The following is a 16754-nucleotide window of genomic DNA, read 5'->3' as shown; positions in this document are numbered from 1 at the left end:
AGTGGCGCAATGCCGGCCCAGGTCAACCGGCCGGGCCGGTTGAACGTTTTACAATGACGGTTGTTCCACGACGTGAGTCTTCATGCGCACTTTCCTTTCCCTCGGCCGCACGCTCGCGCTGGCCGCCGCCGTGCTGGCGCCCGCCGCCCACGCGAATAACGTGATCATCCTCAATTCGGCCGAAGCGACGCTTTCCCTGATCGACCAGCAGACCCGTGAGGTCGTCGGCACGATGCCGACCGGCAAGGAACCGCACCACCTGATGGCAACGCCCGACAATTCGTCGCTGATCGTTGCAAATTCGGTCTCGAACAGCCTGATGTTCCTCGATCCGAAGACGGGCAAGCTGCAGCGCACCGTCGAAGGGATCGACGATCCTTACCAGCTCGGTTTCTCGCCCGACCGCAAGTGGTTCGCGGCCGCCGGCCTGCGCCTCGACCGCGTCGACATCTACGGCTACGACGGCCGCGACCTGAAGCTCGTGAAGCGCGTGCCGCTCGAAGTCATGCCGAGCCACCTCGCGTTCACGAAGGACAGCAAGACGCTGCTCGTGTCGCTGCAGGTGTCCGGCGAGATCGCGGCGATCGACCTGCCGACGCAGACGGTCAAGTGGAAGATGAAGGTCGGCAAGGTGCCGGCCGGCCTGTGGCTCACGCCGGACGACAAGTACCTGCTCGTCGGCATGACGGGCGCGGATTACGTTGCGGTGGTCGACTGGCGCAACCAGAAAGTCGTCAAGCAGATCTACACCGGCAAGGGCGCGCACAACTTCCGTTCACTCGCCGACGGCACCCACGTCGCGGTGACGAACCGGGTCGCGAACACGATCAGCATCATCGACGAGAACACGCTCACCAACGTCGGCGACATCACCGGCCTTCTGCCGGGCCCGGACGACATGGAGCTGTCCGCCGACAAGAAGACGCTGTGGGTGACGTTCCGCTTCGCGAAGAAGGTCGGGATCATCGACCTGGCGTCGCGCAAGCTGGTGCAGACGATCGCCGTCGGCCGTTCGCCGCACGGGATCTACTTCTACGACCGCGCGCCGTGGCGCGCCGCGAACGGCGCGTGACGGGCGGGGGAGAACGATGCTGCACCTGATCGATGCGTTCGTATCGGACATCCAGACCTGGCTGTACGTCGACGTCGTGCAGCCGCTCCTCTTCAAGTTCAACCTGATGGACTACGACGAGGACACCTACGACGCGCTGTACTGGGTGATCGTCGGCGCGCTGCAGATGGTGCTGATGTTCGTGCTGCTGCGCCCGCTCGAGGCGCTGCGGCCCGTCGAGCGCTGGACGAACCGCAGTGCCGTGCGGGTCGACGTGATCTACACCGCGATCGCGAAGCTCGGCATCTATTCGCTGTTCTTCTTCTTCGCGCTGCAGCCGCTGTTCGACAACTTCCAGGCGTGGCTGCGCCTGCACGGGGTCGCGAACGTCAACCTCGACTACCTGTGGCCGGGCGTGACCTCGAAGCCGATCGTCGCGTTCGCGATCTATCTCGTCGTGCTCGATTTCGCCGGCTACTGGTATCACCGCTGGCAGCACAAGTTCGGCGTCTGGTGGGAACTGCACGCCGTGCATCACAGCCAGCGCCAGATGTCGCTGTGGTGCGACGACCGCAACCACGTGCTCGACGACGTGATCCAGTCGTGCTTCTTCGCGGCGATCGCGCTCGTGATCGGCGTGACGCCGTCGCAGTTCGTCGTGCTGACCGCGTTCACCAACTTCATGCAGAGCATTCAGCACACGAATGCGCGCCTGTCGTTCGGCTGGCTCGGCGAGCGCCTGTTCGTGAGCCCGATCTTCCACCGGCGCCACCACGCGGTCGGCTACGGCCACGAAGGCACGAAGTACGGGTGCAACTTCGGCGTGCTGTTCCCATGGTGGGACATGATGTTCGGCACCGCGTCGTGGAACCGCACGGTCGAGCCGACCGGCATCCGCGACCAGGTCGAGGGCGTGTCCTACGGCGAAGGCTTCTGGGCGCAGCACGGCCTCGCGTTCGTGCGGATCTTCCGGCGCCTGTTCCCCGCCAAGCGCGGCGCGGCGTCGGCCTGATCCGGCCATTCCCACGTTGAGCGGCTCTCCCACGCGGCCCGCATGTGCTTTGGCGCATGCGGGCCGCGTGGTTTATCCTTTCCCCGTTTTTCTCCGTCGATACAGGCTCGCATGAACGACTTGCTGCGTTCCTTCGTCCGGGCATTGGCGAGCGCACTGCATCCGCGCATGCTCTGGCTCACCCTGATGCCGTTTCTCGTCTCGGCCGTCCTGTGGGGCGTCGTGCTGTGGTTCTCGTGGCAGACGCTGCTGGACCTCGCACGCGGCGCGCTCGACGGCTTCGTGCTGACGGCCCTGCTGTACCGCGCGTTCGACGCGATCGGCATGTCGCAGCTGCATGCGGTCGTCGCGCCGTTCGTGGTCGTGTCGCTCGCGATTCCGCTGATCGTGCTGACCGTGCTGTTGCTGATCGCGACGATTTCGATGCCGGTCGTGATCAAGCACCTGTCGAACCGGCAGTTCGCGGCGCTCGAGCCGAAGCGGGGCGGCACCTTCTTCGGCAGCGTGTTCAATTCGCTGTGGGCGGCGCTGGCCGGCGTCGTCGTGCTGGTCGTCACGATCCCGCTGTGGCTGATTCCACCGTTCTTCGCGCTGCTGCCGCCCGTGATCTGGGGCTGGCTCACGTACCGCGTGATGACCTACGACGCACTCGCGCTGCACGCGAGCCGCGACGAGCGCCGGGCGCTCGTGCGCCGGCACCGCTGGCCGCTGATCGGCATCGGCGTCGCGACCGGGCTGCTCGGCACCGTGCCGACCTTCGTGTGGGTGTCGTCGGTCTGGATGATGGTGCTGTTCCCGTTCGTCGCGGCGGCCATGATCTGGGTTTACGCTTTCATCCTCGTCTTCTCGGCGCTGTGGTTCGGGCATTATTGCCTGCGCGCGCTGGAGGACCTGCGTGCGAGTTCGCGCGCCACCGCAATCGACATGGGGCAGGCATGAGCATCGGCATCATCATCATCGGCGACGAAATCCTTTCGGGGCGCCGGCAGGACAAGCATCTGGCGAAGGTCATCGAGCTGCTCGGCGCACGCGGCCTCGCGCTCGACTGGGCCGAATACGTCGGCGACGATCCCGCGCGCATCACGGCGACGCTCGCGCGCGCGATCGCGTCGGGCGACATCGTGTTCTCGACGGGCGGGATCGGCGCGACGCCGGACGACCACACGCGCCAGTGCGCGGCCGCCGCGCTCGGCGTGACGCTCGAGCTGCACCCGGAAGCGAAGGTGCTGATTTCGGAGCGGATCCGCGAAACCCACACCGACCCGGCCACGCCGGTCGATTTCGATTCCCCGGAGAACCAGCACCGCTTCAACATGGGCGTGTTTCCGGTGGGCGCGACGATCATCCCGAACGGCTACAACCGGATTCCCGGTTTCTCGGTCGGCGACCTGCACTTCGTGCCGGGCTTCCCGGTGATGGCGTGGCCGATGATCGAATGGGTGCTCGATACGAAGTACGCGCACCTGCATCACGCGACGCCGCACGCGGAGCGTTCGCTGTACGTGTTCGAGCTGCCGGAATCGACGCTCACGCCGTTGATGGAGCGCATCGAGCGCGATTTCCCGGGCGTGCGCGTGTTCAGCCTGCCGAGCGTGGGCGATGCGGAGCGTGGCGGGATCTTCGCGCGCCGTCACATCGACCTCGGCGTGAAGGGCGAGCCGGAAGCGGTCGCGGCCGCGTACGTGAAGCTGCGCGAGGGCGTGCACCTGCTCGGCGGCGACGTCGTCGAAGCCGAGGCGTCGCGCGCCTGAGCGGCGTGCCGGCCGGTCGCACAAAAACCACGGGCCGCGCAACGCGGCCCGTCATCGGCATGTCATCGCCCGGCTCGACGATGAGGCTGTCGTCACCGGCGGGCGCGGCGCGCCGTCAGGCGCCGATCCACGGCAGTTTCCGGAAGCACCAGCCGTCGACGGTCTTGCGGTGGCCTTCGGCGTCCTTCGCGCCCTCGAAGCCTTCGAGCAGGTCGAACGCCTTCGTGAAGCCGGCCTGCGCGGAGGCGACCGCGGCGAGCTTCGAGCGCGCGGCGCTGCGGCACAGGAACAGGATGGGGGTATCGGGCGGGAGGGCCGCCTTCAGTTCGTTGACGAATTCGGCGTTCGGCACGCCGCCCGGGTAGCGCGTCCATTCGAGGTGCAGGTACTGGCCGTCGCCGACGAGCGGGCGGCCGATCCAGTCGAGTTCGGCGCGGGTGCGCACGTCGACGAGGCGCGCCGACGGATCGAGCTGCAGCAGTTCGAAGGCTTCGGCCGGCAGCAGCGCCCCGGCGTAGTTGAGCGCGCCTTGGGCGCGGCGTTCGTCGGCCTTCGCGTAAAGCTGGTCGAGCGTACTCATGGCAGGGAGTCTCCGTATCGGTCAAACGAGCATTCTAGCGCGGCGTCGCGGCACGGATGGCCGCGTGCGGTGCGGTGCACGCATGGCCCACGCGTTCACCAAAAAAGTGCAGAATGGCACGCATGCACCAGAATGATTCCTTGACTGCGGCGGGTCGCCGGAATTGCACCATCACAGTGCTTTCGGCAAGCGACCGGTGCGGCGCAAGGCCCCGGAATCGCGCAGCCCGGCCCTGTCGTGGCGAGCCCCGGCGCGATTTGCGCCCGTCGTTCGCAAAGGTGGCACGGAAGCTGCTATATAGAATTCGGTCGAATCGGGGCGCGCTGCGCCAAAGCAAGACCCCGGTCAGCTCGATAAACGAGGCGGTTCCCAGTCCGCCGGAATTGTTCTAATCAGGAGAAGAGGTTATGAGTAAAACCGTCGCCGACGTCATGCAGCTCGTGAAGGACGAGGACGTCAAGTTTGTCGATTTCCGCTTCACGGATACGCGCGGCAAGGAGCAGCACGTGTCGGTGCCGGTTTCGGCGTTTGACGAAGACAAGTTCGAAAGCGGCCATGCATTCGACGGCTCGTCGATCGCCGGCTGGAAGGGCATCGAGGCGTCGGACATGCTGCTCATGCCGGACCCGAGCGCCGCTTTCGTCGACCCGTTCTACGAAGAGTCGACCCTCGTGCTGACCTGCGACGTGGTCGAGCCGGCCGACGGCAAGGGCTACGAGCGCGATCCGCGTTCGCTCGCGAAGCGCGGCGAAGCGTACCTGAAGAGCACGGGCATCGGCGACACGGCCTACTTCGGTCCGGAACCGGAATTCTTCATTTTCGACTCGGTCCAGTGGAACACGGACATGTCGGGCTGCTTCGTGAAGATCAACTCGGAAGAAGCGCCGTGGTCGGCAGGCAAGGAATTCGAAGGCGGCAACACGGGCCACCGTCCGGGCACGAAGGGCGGCTACTTCCCGGTCGCACCGGTCGATACGTTCCAGGACATGCGTTCGGAAATGTGCCTGCTGCTCGAACAGCTCGGCATCCCGGTCGAAGTGCACCACCACGAAGTGGCGGGCCAGGGCCAGAACGAAATCGGCACGAAGTTCTCGACGCTGGTTCAGCGCGCCGACTGGACGCAATGGTCGAAGTACATCATCCACAACGTCGCGCACTCGTACGGCAAGACGGCGACGTTCATGCCGAAGCCGGTCGTCGGCGACAACGGTTCGGGCATGCACGTTCACCAGTCGATCTGGAAGGACGGCCAGAACCTGTTCGCGGGCAACGGCTACGCCGGCCTGTCGGAACTGGCGCTGTTCTACATCGGCGGCATCATCAAGCACGCCCGTGCACTGAACGCGATCACGAACCCGACGACGAACTCGTACAAGCGTCTGGTCCCGCACTTCGAAGCACCGGTCAAGCTCGCGTACTCGGCGCGCAACCGTTCGGCATCGATCCGCATTCCGCACGTGTCGAACCCGAAGGGCCGCCGTATCGAAACGCGCTTCCCGGATCCGATGGCGAACCCGTACCTGTGCTTCACGGCGCTGATGATGGCCGGCCTCGACGGGATCCAGAACAAGATCCATCCGGGCGAAGCAGCGGACAAGAACCTGTACGACCTGCCGCCGGAAGAAGATGCAAAGATCCCGACCGTCTGCGCGGGCCTCGACCAGGCACTCGAAGCGCTCGACAAGGATCGCGAGTTCCTGACGCGCGGCGGCGTGTTCACGGACGGCATGATCGACGCGTACCTCGCGCTGAAGGAGCAGGAGCTGGCGAAGTTCCGCATGACGACGCACCCGATCGAGTTCGAGATGTACTACTCGCTGTAATCGGCGATGGCGCTTCGATTCAGCGCCGTTTTGCCGGTTCGTTCCCGCCGCGTGGTTGGCGGCGGGGGCGGCGGAGTCTGAAAGGGGCGGCGTTCAGCCGTCCCTTTTTTGTTCCGGTGATTTTCCTTTTCTGGCCCGTTGAGGCGCGACAAGCACGCAGATGGTTCTGAAGAATCTGATCAAGGCGAAAACGGGGCAGCCCGAGCGACTGACGGACGACGAGCGGCTCGCACGCTCGGGCCTGCTGGCGGGGCTGGAAGCGCTGCCGACGGTCGTGCTCGTGCTCGACCGCAAGACGCTGCGGATCGCGTTCGCGAACCCGTCCGCGGAGGCGATGCTCGACATCTCGCGCCGGCAGCTCGCGCAGCGGCCGTGGGGCGAGATCTTTCCGAATGCGAACGAACTGGCGTCGACGATCACCGCGATCGGCGAGGAACGCTTTCACGCGACGCACCTCGATACCGTGCTCGACCGGCCCGGCCGCGAACCGCTGCACGTGCACGCGATCGTCGGCTTCCTCGAGACCGCGCCCGATTTCGTGCTCGTCGAGCTGTTCGAGAACGAACGGCAGTCGCGCACCGATCGCGAGGAGCGCATCCACGACCTGACCGCGGTCAACAAGCAGCTGATCCGCAACCTCGCGCACGAGATCAAGAATCCGCTCGGCGGCATTCGCGGCGCAGCCCAGCTGCTCGAATTCGAACTCGGCGAGCGCGAGCGCGGCGAGTTGCGCGAATACACGCAGGTGATCATCAAGGAGTCCGACCGCCTGCAGACGCTCGTCGACCGGTTGCTGGAGCCGCACCGGCATCCGCACATCGTCGGCGACGTGAACATTCATGAAGTATGCGAACGCGTGCGCGCGGTGATGCTCGCGGAATTCCCGCGCGGGCTCACGATCGAGCGCGACTACGACGTGAGCGTGCCGGACCTGCGCGGCGACAAGGAACAACTGATCCAGGCGCTGCTCAACATCGTGCGCAACGCGGCGCAGGCGCTGCGCGAACGGATCGCGCAGGGCGACGCGAAGATCGAGTTGCGCACGCGCATCGCGCGCAAGGTGACGATCGCGAAGCGCCTGTACCGGCTGGCACTGGACTTGCACGTGATCGACAACGGGCCCGGCATCCCGGAAGACATCCGCGACCGGATCTTCTACCCGCTCGTGTCCGGGCGCGATGACGGCAGCGGCCTCGGCCTGACGCTCGCGCAGACGTTCGTGCAGCAGCACGACGGGACGATCGAGGTCGAAAGCCGGCCCGGACGTACCGAATTTCAGATCCTGCTGCCGCTCGATCATTGAGCGGCGGCATGGCGATTCACCGGATTCACCAATATCTGACCGACCTATGAAGCCGATCTGGATAGTAGACGACGACCAATCGATCCGCTGGGTGCTTGAAAAGGCGCTCGCCCGGGACAGCTTCGCGACGAAGAGCTTCGCGAACGTGCGCGACGCGCTGGCCGCGCTCGACCACGAGACGCCGCAGGTGCTCGTATCCGACATCCGGATGCCGGGCGGCTCGGGCCTCGAGTTGCTGCAGGCGATGCACGAGCGCCTGCCGGGCCTGCCCGTCATCATCATGACGGCGTTCTCCGATCTCGACAGCGCCGTCGCGGCGTTCCAGGGCGGCGCGTTCGAATATCTCGCGAAGCCGTTCGACGTCGACAAGGCGGTCGAGCTGATCCGCCGCGCCGTCGAGGAAAGCCTGCGCGGCGGCGTGCCGCAGGACGAGCGCGTGGCCGAGGCGCCCGAGATGCTCGGCCAGGCGCCCGCGATGCAGGACATGTTCCGCGCGATCGGCCGCCTGTCGCACTCGGCCGCGACCGTGCTGATCACCGGCGAATCGGGCACCGGCAAGGAGCTCGTCGCGCGTGCGCTGCACCGTCACAGCCCGCGCGCGAACGGGCCGTTCATCGCGCTGAACACCGCGGCGATTCCGAAGGACCTGCTCGAATCCGAGCTGTTCGGCCATGAGCGCGGCGCGTTCACCGGCGCGCAGTCGACGCGGCAGGGCCGCTTCGAGCAGGCCGAGAACGGCACGCTGTTCCTCGACGAAATCGGCGACATGCCGTTCGACCTGCAGACGCGCCTGTTGCGCGTGCTGTCGGACGGGCAGTTCTATCGGGTCGGCGGGCACAACCCGCTGCGCGCGAACGTGCGCGTGATCGCCGCGACGCACCAGAATCTCGAATCGCGCGTGCGGCAGGGCCTGTTCCGCGAAGACCTTTACCACCGGCTCAACGTGATCCGGCTGCGGCTGCCGCCGCTGCGCGAGCGCAGCGAGGACATCGCGCTGCTCACGCGCCACTTCCTGCAGAAGAGCGCGCGCGATCTCGGCGTCGAGCCGAAACGCGTGTCCGACGAGGCGCTGGCCTACCTGACGTCGCTCGCGTTTCCCGGCAACGTGCGCCAGCTCGAGAACCTCGCGAACTGGCTGACCGTGATGGCGCCCGCGCAGACGGTCGAGATCAAGGACCTGCCGCCCGACCTCGTGCCGGCCGGCGCGCCGGTCGTCGCTGCGGGCGAAGGTGCGGGCACGCACGTCGGTGGTGGCGATACGGCACTCTCGGCACCGGTGACCGGCACGGCGCCGGCGGCGTCCGCGCCGGTCGCAGCCGCGCCGAACGGCAGTGCGCCGGCCGGCTATCCGGTGTGGGAGCATGGTTTGCGCACCGAGGTTGCACGGCTGTTGCGCGAGAATTCGGCCGACGTGATGGACGAACTCGCACGCCGCTTCGAGGCGGCCGTGATCCGCGAGGCGCTCGACTTCACGCGCGGTCGCAAGGTCGAGGCCGCGGAGCGCCTCGGCATCGGCCGCAACACGATCACGCGCAAGATCCAGGAACTCCATCTGGAGCCCTGAGCACGATTTGCGGCATGCGCGGGCATCGCGCATGCCGCGATCGGACATAATCGCGGTTTGCACGCCGTTTGCCATTCCGCCCATCCGCAATGTCCGATTCCTTCCGCTGGCCCGCCGGGGCCGACCCGTTCCGTTTCCTCGAAGCGCTCGACAGCAAGCGTGCCCGCACGTGGGTCGACGAGCAGAACGCGCGCACGCGCGCCGCGCTGCGTGACGACGATGCCTATCGCGCGCTCACGGCGCGCCTCGCGAAAGCGTACCTGCCGCGCGAACGCCCGGTGATTCCAACCCGCTGGCGCGACTGGGCCTACGACCTGTGGCAGGACGATCTCCATCCGAAGGGGCTGTGGCGCCGCACGCGCTGGGACGACTGGCGTGCAGGCCGGCCGGCGTGGGAAACGCTGCTCGACGTCGATGCGCTCGGCGCGGAGGAGGGCGAATCGTGGGTGTTCGAGCAGGACGCGATCCTGTATCCGGACGGCGATCGCGTGCTGCTGTCGCTGTCGCCGGGCGGTGCCGACGCGGTCGTCGTGCGCGAATTCGATCTCGTCGAACGTCGTTTCGTCGACGGCGGCTTCACGATCGACGAGCCGGGGCATCACACGGTCGGCTGGATCGATCGCGATACCGTCTACGTGAGCTGGGATCGCGGCGACGCGCATGCCACCGCGGCCGGCTATCCGTATGAAGCGCGGCGCTGGGTGCGCGGCACCGCGCTTGCCGATGCGCCCGTCGTCTTCAGCGGCGAACCCGACGACATCAGCGCGGGCGCGGGGTTCGATCCGATCGACAACCGCCACGTCGCGTGGCGCAGCGTCGACTTCTTCGACGCGCATGCGTACCGGCTGACCGATGCGGGCGAGTGGGCGCGCTACGACGTGCCGCCCCATGTCGAGGTCGGGTTCTGGGAAGGCTGGCTCATGCTGGAGCCGCGCCTCGACTGGGATTGCGGCGGCGTGCGCCATGCGGGCGGCTCGCTGCTGGCGATCCGCGAGCAGGCGTTCCTGGCCGGGTCGCGCGAACTCACGACGCTGTTCGCGCCGCAGCCGACGACGTCCGCATGCACGTGGACGCACACGCGCACGACGCTGATCGCGAGCTGGCTCGACGACGTGCACAACCGCACGATGCTGTGGCAACCGCGACAGGTCGACGACGGTACGTGGACATGGGATGCGCGGCCGTTCGAGTGGGCGGGCGACGCGCAGATCGACGTCGAGCCCGTCGAGGCGACGCTGAACGACGAGGTGTACGTCGACGTCGACACCTATCTCGATCCGCCCGAGTGCTGGCTGGCGGATCTGGCCGACCGCGCGGACGATGCGTCGTCGCGCCGCGTGCTGCTCGACCGGCCGCCGGTGCAGTTCGACGCGACGGGGCTCGTCGTGCGCCGCGCGAGCGCGCGCTCGCGAGACGGCACGATGGTGCCGTACACGCTGATCGGGCCGCGCGATGCACTCGATCCGGCCGAAGGCACCGCGCGCGTCGCGCGGCCGTGTTTGCTGTCGGGCTACGGCGGCTTTGCGATCCCGAACCTGCCGGGCTACAGCGACGCGTTCGGCATCGGGTGGCTCGAGCGCGGCGGCGTGATGGCGTTCGCGCACATCCGGGGCGGCGGCGAGTTCGGGCCGCGCTGGCACGTCGACGCGCAGCGCGAACACCGCCAGCGCTCGTTCGACGATTTCATCGCGGTGGCCGAGGATCTGGCCGCGACCGGCGTGACGAGCGCCGCTCAGCTCGGCATCGAGGGCGGCAGCAACGGCGGGCTGCTGGTTGCCGCGTGCATGGTGCAGCGGCCGGAGCTGTTCGGCGCGGTGCTCTGTCGCGTGCCGCTGCTCGACATGCGGCGTTATCCGAAGCTGCACGCGGGCGCCGCGTGGCTCGACGAATACGGCGACCCGGAGGATCCGCACGAAGGTGCGGCGCTGGCCGCGTATTCGCCGTATCACCGCGTGCGCGAGGGCGTCGCGTATCCGCCGTTACTGCTGACGACGTCGACGCGCGACGACCGCGTGCATCCCGCGCATGCGCGCAAGATGGCCGCGCGCATGCATGCGCTCGGTCATGAACGGGTGTGGTATTGGGAGAACACCGACGGCGGCCACGGCAGTGCCGACGATCTGGAACGCGCGGAAGCCGACGCGGCGGAATTCGGGTTCCTGTGGGCCCATCTCGGGCCGGCGCCCGCGCGGCGCTGAACGCGCGCGGGCTGCCCGGTCAGCCGACGACCGCGACCACGGGCGTGTGGTCGGACGGCTGTTCCCACGTGCGCGGCGTGCGATCGACCTCGCACGACGTGCAGGTTTGCGCGAGCGCCGGCGACAGCAGCACGTGGTCGATGCGCAGCCCCGCGTTGCGGCGGAACGCCATCATCCGGTAGTCCCACCACGTGAAGGTCTTCTCCGGCTGTTCGAAGCGGCGGAACGCATCGACGAAGCCGAGTTCGATCAGTTGCGCGAAATGGGCGCGCTCCTGCGGCGACACGAGGTTCTGGCCTTCCCATTTCGCGGGGTCGTGCACGTCGCGGTCTTCCGGCGCGATGTTGTAGTCGCCGAGCAGCGCGAGCTTCGGGTAGCGCTGCAGCTCGGTGCGCAGCCACGCCTGCAGCGCGTCGAGCCATTGCATCTTGTAGACGAACTTGTCCGAGTCGGGCGCCTGGCCGTTCGGGAAATACGCGGACACGATGCGCACGCCGTCGACCGTCGCGGCGATCACGCGCTGCTGCGGATCGTCGAAGCCTGGAATGTTGCGCACGACGTCCGATTCGTCGACGGACAGCGTGTCGCGCGCGAGGATCGCGACGCCGTTGTAGGTCTTCTGGCCCGTGAACCAGCTGCGGTAGCCGGCGGCTTCAAGATCGGCGCGCGGGAATTTCTCGTCCGGCAGCTTCAGTTCCTGCAGGCACAGCACGTCGGTGCCGCTTTGCGCGAGCCAGTCGAGTACGTGCTGCTTGCGGACGTTGAGCGAGTTGACGTTCCAGGTGGCGATTTTCATGAACGGGAGTGTGCGTGCGGGGTAAATGCGAAGGCCGCCATCTTACCGCGAGCACGCGGTGCGAACGCGCCCGTCGTGCGGGGCGGGGCGGTGCCTCGCACCGCCGTCACGGGGAATCGGGAAGAAATTGTGACAAAAGTATTGACGTGAGTACTTCCTCACCCTATAATTTATTTCTCTGACGCGGGGTGGAGCAGTCTGGCAGCTCGTCGGGCTCATAACCCGAAGGTCGTAGGTTCAAATCCTACCCCCGCAACCAAGCACACCAGACGATGTGCAGCGCAAGTGACCGATGCGCGCTTCGTCGACAGGAACCCGGCCCCGTGCCGGGTTTTTTGTTTTCTGCGCGCGGCGCCGCTATTGCGCGGCCCACTCGACCGCCGCCTTCGCATGCAGCGCGGTCGTATCGAACACCGGCAGCGGCGAGTCATCCGCGCCGATCAGCAGCGTGATTTCCGTGCAGCCGAGGATCACCGCCTGGGCGCCGCGTGTCGCCAGTTCCTCGATGATCGTCACGTACGTCGCGCGCGATTGCGGCGCGATGATGCCGTGGCACAGCTCGTCGTAGATGATCCGGTGCACGTCGTCGCGCCCGCGTTCGTCCGGCACGAGTACCTCCATGCCGAACCTGTCGCGCAACCGCTCCGCGTAGAACGGCAGCTCCATCGTGTAGCGCGTGCCCAGCAGCGCGACGCGCTCGATGCCCGCATCGCGCAGCGCGGCGCCGGTCGGATCGGCGATGTGCAGGAACGGCAGCGTCACCGCGGCTTCGATCGCGGCGTGGACGCGATGCATCGTATTGGTCGTCAGCACGACGAGATCGGCGCCGGCCGCTTCGAGCTGCCGCGCGGCGCCGGCCATCCGTTCGCCGAGCGCGGCCCAGTCGTGCGTGCGCTGCAGCGCTTCGATCTCCGCGAAATCGACCGTGACCAGCACGCTTTTCGCGTTGTGATGCCCGCCGTGCAGCGCCTTCGAATGGCGATTGATCATCCGGTAGTACTCGGCCGACGATTCCCAGCTCATCCCGCCGATCAATCCGATCGTCTTCATCTGTCACCTTTGCGTTTCGTGTATTGCGGCAGACGAGTATAGGCGCCGCTGCCCGCGCCGGCCGGTACGATCCGTGCAAAGCGGGCCGGTACGGCACAGCCGGGCGCGACCGCACGCGACAGTTGAAACCGGCACTGTGTTTTTGTACAGTATCGGCACCGTGAACCCGACCATCATTCCGCCTGCCGATCCGCACGCGCCACCACCGGGCGACGTGCTGCCGCGCATGCGCAAGATCATTCATTGCGATTGCGACTGCTTCTACGCGTCGGTCGAGATGCGCGACGACCCGTCGCTGCGCAACCGGCCGCTCGCGGTCGGCGGCCGGCCCGACCAGCGCGGCGTGATCGCGACCTGCAACTACGAGGCGCGGCGCTACGGCGTGCATTCGGCGATGTCGTCGGCGCTGGCGATGCGCAAGTGTCCGGACCTGCTGATCCTGCCGTCCGCGATGGACAAGTACCGCGCGGCATCGCGGCAGATCATGGCGATCTATCGCGACTACACGCCCGACGTCGAGCCGCTGTCGCTCGACGAGGCGTACCTCGACGTCAGCGGGTCGGAGCGATGCCAGGGCAGTGCGACGCTGATTGCGCGGGAGATCCGCCAGCGCGTGCACGATACGGTCGGCGTGACCGTGTCGGCCGGCGTCGCGCCGAACAAGTTCATCGCGAAGATCGCGTCCGACTGGAACAAGCCAGACGGGCTGTTCGTCGTGCGGCCGCACGAGATCGACGCGTTCGTCGCGGCGCTGCCGGTGCGCAAGCTGCACGGCGTCGGCAAGGTGACGGCCTCGCGGCTCGACCGGCTAGGCATCCAGACCTGCGCGCAATTGCGCGACTGGCCGCTGATCGACCTGCACCGCGAATTCGGCGCGTTCGGGCGGCGGCTGTACGAATTGTCGCGCGGGATCGACGAGCGGCCGGTGCAGGCCGACCAGGAGCGCAAGTCGGTCAGCGTCGAGACGACCTACGTCACCGATCTGACGACGCTCGAGCAGTGCGCGGAAGAAATCCGCCGGCTCGTCGTGCAGCTCGACGCGCGTATCGCGCGGGCGGGCGCCGCGCGGTCGATCCGCAAGCTGTACGTGAAGATCCGCTTCGCCGATTTCCAGCGGACGACGGTCGAGTGCGTGGCCGACGCGACGCATGCGGATACGGCCGTCACGCTGCTCGCGAAGGGGCTGCAACGGCGTGCGCAGGCGGTGCGGCTGCTCGGCGTCGGCGTGCGCATCGACGAGGATACCGCCGAGCGCCACGGGCAGTTCTCGCTGTTCGACGACGAAACCGGACACGCCGGCGACGCAGCCGACGAACCCCCGGCACCATGAAAAAAAGGCACCGCCGCGGCGGTGCCTTTCGATGCAGCCGGACGAGCCGGACAGCGGGCGCTCAGTGCGCGGGTGCGGCCATCCCGTTGTGGCGCAGCAGCGCATCGATCTGCGGTTCGCGGCCGCGGAACGCCTTGAACGAGTCCATCGCCGGGCGGCTGCCGCCGACCTCGAGGATTTCGCGTCGATAGCGCGTGCCGGTCGCTGCGTCGAGCACGCTGCCGCTCGCGGCGGCCGCTTCCTCGAACGCCGCGTACGCATCGGCCGACAGCACCTCGGCCCACTTGTAGCTGTAGTAGCCGGCCGCGTAGCCGCCCGCGAAGATGTGGCTGAACGTGTTCGGCCAGCGCGAGAACGCGGCTTGCGGGATCACGTGATAGCGTTCGTTGATCTCGCGCGCGAATGCGGTCACGCCGGTGGCGCCTGCCGGGTCGAAGTCGACGTGCAGCAGCATGTCGAACATCGAGAACACGATCTGGCGCAGCGTGCCGAGCCCGCTCTGGAAGTTCTTCGCGGCGATCATCTTGTCGAACAGCTCGCGCGGCAGCGCGGCGCCCGTATCGACGTGCGACGACATCGACGACAGCACGTCCCATTCCCAACAGAAGTTTTCCATGAACTGCGACGGCAGCTCGACGGCATCCCATTCGACGCCGTTGATGCCCGACACGCCGAGCTCGTCGACGCGCGTGAGCATGTGGTGCAGCCCGTGACCGAATTCATGGAACAGCGTGATGACTTCGTCGTGCGTGAAGCATGCGGGCTTGCCGCCGACCGGTGCCGAGAAGTTGCAGGTCAGGTACGCGACCGGCGTCTGCACGGTGCTGCCGCGCTTCGCGCGCGAACGCGCGTCGTCCATCCACGCACCACCGCGCTTGCCTTCGCGCGCGTACAGGTCGAGATAGAACTGCGCGACGAGCGAGCCGTCGCGGTTCTCGACGCGGAAGAAGCGCACGTCCTTGTGCCACACCGGCGCATCGTCCGGCTTGATCTGGACGCCGAACAGCGTCTCGGTGACGGTGAACAGCCCCTTCAGCGCGGCCGGCTCCGGGAAATACTGCTTGACCTCGTTTTCCGAGAATGCGTAGCGCTGCTGGCGCAGCTTCTCGGCCGCGTATGCGACGTCCCACGGCGCGAGTTCGGCGAGGCCGAGTTCCTTCGCGGCGAACGTGCGCAGCTCGTCCCAGTCCTTGTCCGCGTGCGGGCGTGCGCGCGTTGCGAGATCCTCGAGGAACGCGATCACCTGCTGCGGCGATTCGGCCATCTTCGGCGCGAGCGACACTTCGGCGAAGTTGCGGTAGCCGAGCATCTGCGCCTCTTCGCGGCGCAGCTTCAGCGCATCGGCGACGATCGCCGTGTTGTCCCATTCGGCCTTGCCGTCGCCGTACTGCGGCCCGAGTTCCGACGCGCGCGTCGCATAGGCGCGGTAGAGCGTCTCGCGCAGTGCGCGGTTGTCGGCGTATTGCAGCACCGGGAAGTACGACGGGAAGTGCAGCGTGAATTTCCAGCCTTCCTTGCCGTCCTTCTGCGCGGCTTCGCGGGCGGCCTCGATCGCGTCGCCGGGCAGGCCGGCCAGTTCGGCGTCGTCCTGCACGATGTACGCGTACGCGTTGGTCGCGTCGAGCACGTGATCGGAGAAGGCCTTCGACAGCGCGGCCTGCTGTTCCTGCAGTTCGGCGAAACGCGGCTTCTGGTCCTCGGGCAGCTCGGCGCCCGACAGGCGGAAATCACGCAGCGCGTTGTCGAGGATCTTTTTGCGTTCGGTGGACAGCGTTGCGTATTCGGCACTCGCGGCGATTGCCTTGTACTTCTCGTACAGCGCGAGGTTCTGGCCGACGCTCGACCAGAATTCGGTCACGCGCGGCAGGTTTTCGCCGTAGGCGGCCCGCAGTTCGGGGGTATCGGCGACCGCGTTCAGGTGGCCGACGATGCCCCACGCGCGACCGAGCGGCTCCGTCGCGTGCTCGACCGTCTCGACGACATCCGCCCAGGTTGCCGGCGTCGCGGCGGCGCTTGCGGTCTCGACCGCGCGGCTGGCGGCATCGAGCAACGTGTCGAGCGCGGGCGTCACGTGTTCCGGGCGGATCTCGCCGAAGCGGGGCAGGCCCGAGAAGTCGAGAAGCGGGTTGGTGTTGGCGCTGGCGGACATAAGACTCCCTGTCTGTTGCCGGATGAACCGGAGTGAAAAGGGTAAGGCGCGCACGACAGCGCGGCGCCCGATATCGACATTATTGGGGCGCATCGCGCGCTTTCCAATCGTTAGTTTCTAACGACGCGATTGGCGCGGGGTCGAATG

General features: G+C 67.2%; 13 protein-coding genes and 1 tRNA gene. 10 read left to right on the top strand and 4 right to left on the bottom strand.

Annotated features, from left to right (window positions below):
• Nucleotides 1-82: 82 nt before the first annotated feature.
• From AB3K92_RS34155 to AB3K92_RS34140, 4 genes are all read left to right on the top strand, one after another.
• Complete coding sequence (locus tag AB3K92_RS34155; RefSeq protein WP_021157647.1) at nt 83-1072, top strand: beta-propeller fold lactonase family protein; 990 nt, start codon at nt 83-85, stop codon at nt 1070-1072.
• 16 nt (nt 1073-1088) lie between these two features.
• On the top strand, nt 1089-2063 hold the full coding sequence (locus AB3K92_RS34150) for a sterol desaturase family protein (RefSeq protein ID WP_369466653.1): 975 nt from the start codon (nt 1089-1091) through the stop codon (nt 2061-2063).
• Nucleotides 2064-2174: 111 nt separating this feature from the next.
• A complete protein-coding gene (locus AB3K92_RS34145) occupies nt 2175-3002 on the top strand; it encodes an EI24 domain-containing protein (RefSeq protein ID WP_021157649.1) in 828 nt (275 codons plus the stop codon).
• On the top strand, nt 2999-3814 hold the full coding sequence (locus AB3K92_RS34140) for a molybdopterin-binding protein (protein WP_021157650.1): 816 nt from the start codon (nt 2999-3001) through the stop codon (nt 3812-3814). The genes AB3K92_RS34145 and AB3K92_RS34140 overlap by 4 nt, the downstream gene beginning before the upstream one ends.
• 115 nt (nt 3815-3929) lie before the next feature.
• On the opposite strand, the gene AB3K92_RS34135 is transcribed toward AB3K92_RS34140, so the two are convergent.
• Nucleotides 3930-4394 carry a rhodanese-like domain-containing protein gene (locus AB3K92_RS34135; protein ID WP_021157651.1) on the bottom strand — a complete coding sequence of 155 codons (465 nt, stop codon included), beginning with the start codon at nt 4392-4394 and terminating at the stop codon, nt 3930-3932.
• A gap of 407 nt (nt 4395-4801) precedes the next feature.
• On the opposite strand from AB3K92_RS34135, the gene glnA reads away from it, so the two are divergent.
• The 4 genes from glnA (at nt 4802) to AB3K92_RS34115 (ending at nt 11282) form a co-directional block, all read left to right on the top strand.
• Nucleotides 4802-6217, top strand: coding sequence for a type I glutamate--ammonia ligase (glnA, locus tag AB3K92_RS34130; RefSeq protein ID WP_017331833.1), 1416 nt, complete (start codon nt 4802-4804; stop codon nt 6215-6217).
• A 160-nt stretch (nt 6218-6377) separates the two neighbouring features.
• A complete protein-coding gene (gene glnL / locus AB3K92_RS34125; RefSeq protein ID WP_021157653.1) occupies nt 6378-7520 on the top strand; it encodes a nitrogen regulation protein NR(II) in 1143 nt (380 codons plus the stop codon).
• Between the two features lie 46 nt (nt 7521-7566).
• The gene (ntrC, locus tag AB3K92_RS34120; protein ID WP_059858939.1) at nt 7567-9084 is read left to right on the top strand and encodes a nitrogen regulation protein NR(I); all 1518 of its coding nucleotides are present in this window, start codon (nt 7567-7569) and stop codon (nt 9082-9084) included.
• An 89-nt stretch (nt 9085-9173) separates the two neighbouring features.
• Nucleotides 9174-11282 carry a prolyl oligopeptidase family protein gene (locus AB3K92_RS34115; protein ID WP_369466652.1) on the top strand — a complete coding sequence of 703 codons (2109 nt, stop codon included), beginning with the start codon at nt 9174-9176 and terminating at the stop codon, nt 11280-11282.
• Between the two features lie 19 nt (nt 11283-11301).
• On the opposite strand, the gene xth is transcribed toward AB3K92_RS34115, so the two are convergent.
• On the bottom strand, nt 11302-12078 hold the full coding sequence (gene xth, locus AB3K92_RS34110) for an exodeoxyribonuclease III (RefSeq protein WP_048024087.1): 777 nt from the start codon (nt 12076-12078) through the stop codon (nt 11302-11304).
• Between the two features lie 182 nt (nt 12079-12260).
• Between xth and AB3K92_RS34105 the strand changes: the two genes are divergently transcribed.
• A tRNA-Met gene (locus AB3K92_RS34105) sits at nt 12261-12337 on the top strand.
• Between the two features lie 98 nt (nt 12338-12435).
• Here AB3K92_RS34105 and AB3K92_RS34100 read toward each other — a convergent pair.
• The gene (locus AB3K92_RS34100; RefSeq protein ID WP_021157657.1) at nt 12436-13128 is read right to left on the bottom strand and encodes an aspartate/glutamate racemase family protein; all 693 of its coding nucleotides are present in this window, start codon (nt 13126-13128) and stop codon (nt 12436-12438) included.
• A 136-nt stretch (nt 13129-13264) separates the two neighbouring features.
• Between AB3K92_RS34100 and dinB the strand changes: the two genes are divergently transcribed.
• The gene (gene dinB, locus AB3K92_RS34095; RefSeq protein WP_021157658.1) at nt 13265-14458 is read left to right on the top strand and encodes a DNA polymerase IV; all 1194 of its coding nucleotides are present in this window, start codon (nt 13265-13267) and stop codon (nt 14456-14458) included.
• Nucleotides 14459-14519: 61 nt separating this feature from the next.
• Here dinB and AB3K92_RS34090 read toward each other — a convergent pair whose 3' ends face one another.
• Complete coding sequence (locus AB3K92_RS34090) at nt 14520-16607, bottom strand: M3 family metallopeptidase (RefSeq protein ID WP_021157659.1); 2088 nt, start codon at nt 16605-16607, stop codon at nt 14520-14522.
• Between the last annotated feature and the right edge of the window lie 147 nt (nt 16608-16754).

This window comes from Burkholderia sp. Bmkn7 (assembly GCF_041103175.1).
Lineage (GTDB): Bacteria > Pseudomonadota > Gammaproteobacteria > Burkholderiales > Burkholderiaceae > Burkholderia > Burkholderia cepacia.
The sequence above is the reverse complement of the archived record's forward strand: the minus strand, read 5'-3'. Positions and strand labels throughout refer to the sequence as shown.

What these genes read in the sequence shown, in the direction of transcription:
- AB3K92_RS34150 (WP_369466653.1), top strand. Translation starts at nt 1,089, where the DNA reads ATGCTGCACCTGATCGATGCGTTCGTATCGGACATCCAGACCTGGCTG.
- ntrC (WP_059858939.1), top strand. Translation starts at nt 7,567, where the DNA reads ATGAAGCCGATCTGGATAGTAGACGACGACCAATCGATCCGCTGGGTG.
- glnA (WP_017331833.1), top strand. Translation starts at nt 4,802, where the DNA reads ATGAGTAAAACCGTCGCCGACGTCATGCAGCTCGTGAAGGACGAGGAC.
- glnL (WP_021157653.1), top strand. Translation starts at nt 6,378, where the DNA reads ATGGTTCTGAAGAATCTGATCAAGGCGAAAACGGGGCAGCCCGAGCGA.
- xth (WP_048024087.1), bottom strand. Translation starts at nt 12,078, where the DNA reads ATGAAAATCGCCACCTGGAACGTCAACTCGCTCAACGTCCGCAAGCAG.
- AB3K92_RS34100 (WP_021157657.1), bottom strand. Translation starts at nt 13,128, where the DNA reads ATGAAGACGATCGGATTGATCGGCGGGATGAGCTGGGAATCGTCGGCC.
- AB3K92_RS34140 (WP_021157650.1), top strand. Translation starts at nt 2,999, where the DNA reads ATGAGCATCGGCATCATCATCATCGGCGACGAAATCCTTTCGGGGCGC.
- AB3K92_RS34135 (WP_021157651.1), bottom strand. Translation starts at nt 4,394, where the DNA reads ATGAGTACGCTCGACCAGCTTTACGCGAAGGCCGACGAACGCCGCGCC.
- AB3K92_RS34115 (WP_369466652.1), top strand. Translation starts at nt 9,174, where the DNA reads ATGTCCGATTCCTTCCGCTGGCCCGCCGGGGCCGACCCGTTCCGTTTC.
- AB3K92_RS34155 (WP_021157647.1), top strand. Translation starts at nt 83, where the DNA reads ATGCGCACTTTCCTTTCCCTCGGCCGCACGCTCGCGCTGGCCGCCGCC.
- AB3K92_RS34145 (WP_021157649.1), top strand. Translation starts at nt 2,175, where the DNA reads ATGAACGACTTGCTGCGTTCCTTCGTCCGGGCATTGGCGAGCGCACTG.
- AB3K92_RS34090 (WP_021157659.1), bottom strand. Translation starts at nt 16,607, where the DNA reads ATGTCCGCCAGCGCCAACACCAACCCGCTTCTCGACTTCTCGGGCCTG.